The 5,700-nt window shown below is 49.4% G+C and carries 2 tRNA genes and 3 rRNA genes; all 5 read right to left on the reverse strand.

The annotated features are described in order from the left end of the window. Positions 1–41 precede the first annotated feature (41 nt). Positions 42–153 (reverse strand): 5S ribosomal RNA (gene rrf / locus BW936_RS19225). Positions 154–322: 169 nt separating this feature from the next. Beyond that, positions 323–3,155: ribosomal RNA gene (locus tag BW936_RS19230) — 23S ribosomal RNA — on the reverse strand. A gap of 214 nt (positions 3,156–3,369) precedes the next feature. Then, positions 3,370–3,443 (reverse strand) — tRNA-Ala (locus BW936_RS19235). A 115-nt stretch (positions 3,444–3,558) separates the two neighbouring features. Beyond that, positions 3,559–3,632 (reverse strand) — tRNA-Ile (locus BW936_RS19240). 182 nt (positions 3,633–3,814) lie between these two features. Beyond that, positions 3,815–5,343, reverse strand: a 16S ribosomal RNA gene (locus BW936_RS19245). The 16S, 23S and 5S rRNA genes sit together here with 2 tRNA genes alongside, the layout of an rRNA operon. Positions 5,344–5,700: the final 357 nt, after the last annotated feature.

Consider the following 5,700-nt stretch of genomic DNA (forward strand, 5'->3'; position numbering starts at 1 on the left):
GTATAAAAAAAGCCCTTTACAATTAAGTAAAGGGCTTTCGAAAAAGGCGGCTACCTACTCTCCCACTTGGTATAGCAGTACCATCGGCGCAAACGGTCTTAACTTCCCTGTTCGGAATGGTAAGGGGTGGGCCCCGTCGCCATGGCCACCTAAGTTTTAGATCGGATATATCCGACCGCGGCCTTCGCCGCAATATCGTTGACATGTATGGAACAGGATCCTATAAAGGAAAGAAGCACTTATAATATAAAGTATGTTTCGGTATAGAAAGAAAGAGGCTAAAGATCGTCGCCCGCCCCGACACAAAGGAAGGGGCGTACGTATGCGCAAGCCTGACGGGCAATTAGTACTACTCGGCTACGGACATTACTGCCCTTCTACCTATAGCCTATCAACGTGGTCATCTCCCACGGCCCTTTAAAGAAATCTCATCTTGTGGCCGGTTTCGCGCTTATATGCTTTCAGCGCTTATCCGATCCCGACATAGCTACCCAGCGATGCTCCTGGCGGAACAACTGGTGCACCAGCGGTCGGTCCAACTCGGTCCTCTCGTACTAGAGTCAGATCCACTCAAATTTCTAACGCCCGCAGTAGATAGAGACCGAACTGTCTCACGACGTTCTGAACCCAGCTCGCGTGCCACTTTAATGGGCGAACAGCCCAACCCTTGGGACCTTCTCCAGCCCCAGGATGTGACGAGCCGACATCGAGGTGCCAAACCCCCCCGTCGATATGAGCTCTTGGGGGAGATCAGCCTGTTATCCCCGGCGTACCTTTTATCCTTTGAGCGATGGCCCTTCCATACGGAACCACCGGATCACTATGCTCTTGTTTCCAACCTGATCGACCTGTATGTCTCTCAGTCAAGCGCCCTTGTGCCATTGCACTCTACACACGATTGCCAACCGTATTGAGGGCACCTTTAGAAGCCTCCGTTACTCTTTTGGAGGCGACCACCCCAGTCAAACTACCCACCACGCACTGTTCTCTCTTCGAGAGTTAGGCCCCGGACAAGCAAAGGCTGGTATTTCAACAATGACTCCACCACACCTGGCGATGCAGCTTCAATGTCTCCCAGCTATCCTACACATTGCTTGACCAAGGTCAATACGAAGCTATAGTAAAGGTGCACGGGGTCTTTTCGTCCCACTGCGGGTAACCGGCATCTTCACCGATACTACAATTTCACCGAGCTCATGGCCGAGACAGTGTCCAGATCGTTGCACCATTCGTGCAGGTCGGAACTTACCCGACAAGGAATTTCGCTACCTTAGGACCGTTATAGTTACGGCCGCCGTTTACTGGGGCTTCAATTCAATGCTTCTCCCCGAAGGAATGACATCTCCTCTTAACCTTCCAGCACCGGGCAGGTGTCAGGCCCTATACGTCATCTTTCGATTTTGCAGAGCCCTGTGTTTTTGATAAACAGTCGCCTGGACCTCTTCACTGCGGCCCCCCTCAAGGGGGGCGACCCTTCTCCCGAAGTTACGGGTCTATTTTGCCTAGTTCCTTAGCCATGAATCTCTCGAGCGCCTTAGAATACTCATCCCAACCACCTGTGTCGGTTTACGGTACGGGCTGCTTCACTCGCTTTTCTTGGAAGTCGATATGCTGGATTATCACCTTGACCGTAGCCTCGGTGTACTATCGGGGTATTACTACTCCCTTCAACGTACAATTCCGTCTGTACGCACCAACTTCTCGCCTCCGTCACTTTTAGCGTGAGCAGGTACAGAAATATTAATCTGTTGTCCATCCACTATCCCCTTCGGGTTCGCGTTAGGTCCCGACTGACCCCCAGCTGATTAGCATAGCTGGGGAAACCTTGGTCTTTCGGCGTGCGGGTTTCTCGCCCGCATTATCGTTACTTATGCCTACATTTTCGTTTGTAACCGCTCCAGCATCCCTCGCAGGTACGCCTTCGACGCAGTTACAATGCTCCCCTACCCCTCATATTAATATGAAGTCACGGCTTCGGTGATATACTTATGCCCGATTATTATCCATGCGGAACCGCTCGACCAGTGAGCTGTTACGCACTCTTTAAATGAATGGCTGCTTCCAAGCCAACATCCTGGCTGTCAATGCAGTTCCACCGCGTTATATCAACTTAGTATATACTTTGGGACCTTAGCCGGTGATCTGGGTTCTTTCCCTCTCGGACATGGACCTTAGCACCCATGCCCTCACTGCGCAGAAACATTTTATAGCATTCGGAGTTTGTCAGGAATTGGTAGGCGGTGAAGCCCCCGCATCCAATCAGTAGCTCTACCTCTATAAAACTATCTACACGCTGCACCTAAATGCATTTCGGGGAGTACGAGCTATTTCCGAGCTTGATTGGCCTTTCACCCCTACCCACAGGTCATCCCAAGACTTTTCAACGTCAACGGGTTCGGTCCTCCACTATGTGTTACCACAGCTTCAACCTGCCCATGGGTAGATCGCACGGTTTCGCGTCTACTACTACTGACTATGGCGCCCTGTTAAGACTCGCTTTCGCTACGGCTCCGTTCCTGAAGAACTTAACCTTGCCAGTAAAAGTAACTCGTAGGCTCATTATGCAAAAGGCACGCCGTCACCCATATGGGCTCCGACCGCTTGTAAGCGTATGGTTTCAGGATCTATTTCACTCCGTTATTCACGGTTCTTTTCACCTTTCCCTCACGGTACTGGTTCACTATCGGTCTCTCAGGAGTATTTAGTCTTGGCGGATGGTCCCGCCGGATTCATACAGGGTTTCACGTGCCCCGCACTACTCAGGATACCACTATCTAAATGCTCTTTGCCTATACGGGACTATCACCCTCTATGGTCGCTATTTCCAAAGCGTTCTAGTTCATCACATCTCGAATATCGTGGTCCTACAACCCCGAACATGCCGGAACATGGTCGGTTTGGACTAATCCGATTTCGCTCGCCGCTACTATCGGAATCACTTTTGTTTTCTCCTCCTCCGGGTACTTAGATGTTTCAGTTCCCCGGGTTTACTTCTCTTACGAGATGACATATCTTCAATATGCCGGGTTGCCCCATTCGGATATCTACGGATCATATCGTGTGTGCCGATCCCCGTAGCTTTTCGCAGCTTATCACGTCCTTCTTCGCCTCTGAGAGCCTAGGCATTCCCCATACGCCCTTTTCCAGCTTGTCGCCAGATCTTTAATCTATTCTATCTTATTCGTACTCTTTACTTAATAAAGATTCGTGTTTCTTTCTTTTTTAGTCGATAATACATTAAAAAATGTATTACCTCCTGTTCCAATATGTCAATGAACGTTCTCGTGAGCCACGATAGACATTAAATACCTATCTTTCTCATCTGCGATACTTCGGGAACAAACTTAATTATCCCTGGGCATCGCCCAGTGGAGAATATCGGAGTCGAACCGATGACCTCCTGCGTGCAAGGCAGGCGCTCTAGCCAGCTGAGCTAATCCCCCGTTCTATAAGTTGGCCGTTGCCAGTTTACAGTTGACAGGTAGCACAACTTCTAAAATTTCCTTCAATATTTCAATCTATGAACGTAATGCCGATAAACGACATCCCTTTTTTTTGTAGTCCCAGGCAGACTCGAACTGCCGACCTCTACATTATCAGTGTAGCGCTCTAACCAGCTGAGCTATGGGACTGTCCCTACTCTTTCCTTTTTTAGTATAAATACCTTTTGGAAAAAGCAATTACTTATATATCATGATTATGGAGATTTTTTAACGGAACGTTTACTTAAAGAAAACAATATTAAATCAAAAGACCGGGACCGTGGTACCATTCTTACTTCGTCAGGGACCGTCCTTAAAAGGACAATCTCTAGAAAGGAGGTGTTCCAGCCGCACCTTCCGGTACGGCTACCTTGTTACGACTTAGCCCTAGTTACCGATCTTGCCCTAGGCCGCTCCTTACGGTGACGGACTTCAGGCACTCCCGGCTTCCATGGCTTGACGGGCGGTGTGTACAAGGCCCGGGAACGTATTCACCGGATCATGGCTGATATCCGATTACTAGCGATTCCAGCTTCACGGGGTCGAGTTGCAGACCCCGATCCGAACTGTGATAGGTTTTATAGATTCGCTCCGCCTTGCGACGTGGCTGCTCTCTGTACCTACCATTGTAGCACGTGTGTGGCCCAGGACGTAAGGGCCGTGATGATTTGACGTCATCCCCACCTTCCTCACGGTTTGCACCGGCAGTCCCGTTAGAGTCCCCATCATGACATGCTGGCAACTAACGGTAGGGGTTGCGCTCGTTATAGGACTTAACCTGACACCTCACGGCACGAGCTGACGACAACCATGCAGCACCTTGCAAATTGCCCGAAGGAAAGTCTATCTCTAAACCTGTCAATATGCATTTAAGCCCTGGTAAGGTTCCTCGCGTATCATCGAATTAAACCACATGCTCCACCGCTTGTGCGGGCCCCCGTCAATTCCTTTGAGTTTCATTCTTGCGAACGTACTCCCCAGGTGGGATACTTATCACTTTCGCTTGGCCGCCCAGGTCTCAAGGACCCGGACAGCTAGTATCCATCGTTTACGGCGTGGACTACCAGGGTATCTAATCCTGTTCGCTCCCCACGCTTTCGTCCATCAGCGTCAGTATATAGTTAGTCACCTGCCTTCGCAATCGGTGTTCTATGTAATATCTATGCATTTCACCGCTACACTACATATTCCGGCAACTTCACTATAACTCAAGACCAACAGTATCAAAGGCAATTTTACAGTTGAGCTGCAAACTTTCACCCCTGACTTATCGGCCCGCCTACGGACCCTTTAAACCCAATAATTCCGGATAACGCTCGGACCCTCCGTATTACCGCGGCTGCTGGCACGGAGTTAGCCGGTCCTTATTCTTACGGTACCGTCAGTAAGCTACACGTAGCTCTTTTTCTTCCCGTATAAAAGCAGTTTACTACCCATAGGGCATTCTTCCTGCACGCGGCATGGCTGGATCAGAGTCTCCTCCATTGTCCAATATTCCTCACTGCTGCCTCCCGTAGGAGTCTGGTCCGTGTCTCAGTACCAGTGTGGGGGATCCCCCTCTCAGGGCCCCTACCCATCGTAGCCTTGGTAAGCCGTTACCTTACCAACTAGCTAATGGGACGCATGGCCATCTTGTACCGCCCGAAGGCTTTAACTGCCGATCGATGCCGATCAACAGTACCACGGGGCATTAATCCAAGTTTCCCTGGGCTATTCCCCTGTACAAGGTAGGTTCCATACGCGGTGCGCACCCGTGCGCCGGTCGCCGACATCTAGCAAGCTAGACTCGCTGCCCCTCGACTTGCATGTGTTAGGCCTGCCGCTAGCGTTCATCCTGAGCCAGGATCAAACTCTTCATCGTTGTTTTGTAAATATTCGTCCCAACGAAGTCAAATTCCTCCCGGCCCCGACTCTCGATTCAATTCCTTTATATACATCCCTTGATTTCTCTTGGAACATATGTTGAATTTTATGTTTCCTTAATTCTTGTTCCTCTCGTCCAGGTCCTCACCTGAACTCGATTCTTATCTCCACAATATTTCAATGAACTTCTATCCACTCCGCTACAAATCTTCCGACTTCTTAGCTTTGTTTCCCTTAGGTGTTTCCCTAAGCGGCTGCAAATATACAACTGTTTTTTAACCTGACAACTTTTTTTTGAAAAAAAATTTTTTTCTTTTTCTCAGCTTAAATCAACATATATATGAACCTTTTTCCG

Source organism: Maribacter ulvicola, from assembly GCF_900155985.1.
Classification (GTDB): Bacteria; Bacteroidota; Bacteroidia; order Flavobacteriales; family Flavobacteriaceae; genus Maribacter; species Maribacter ulvicola.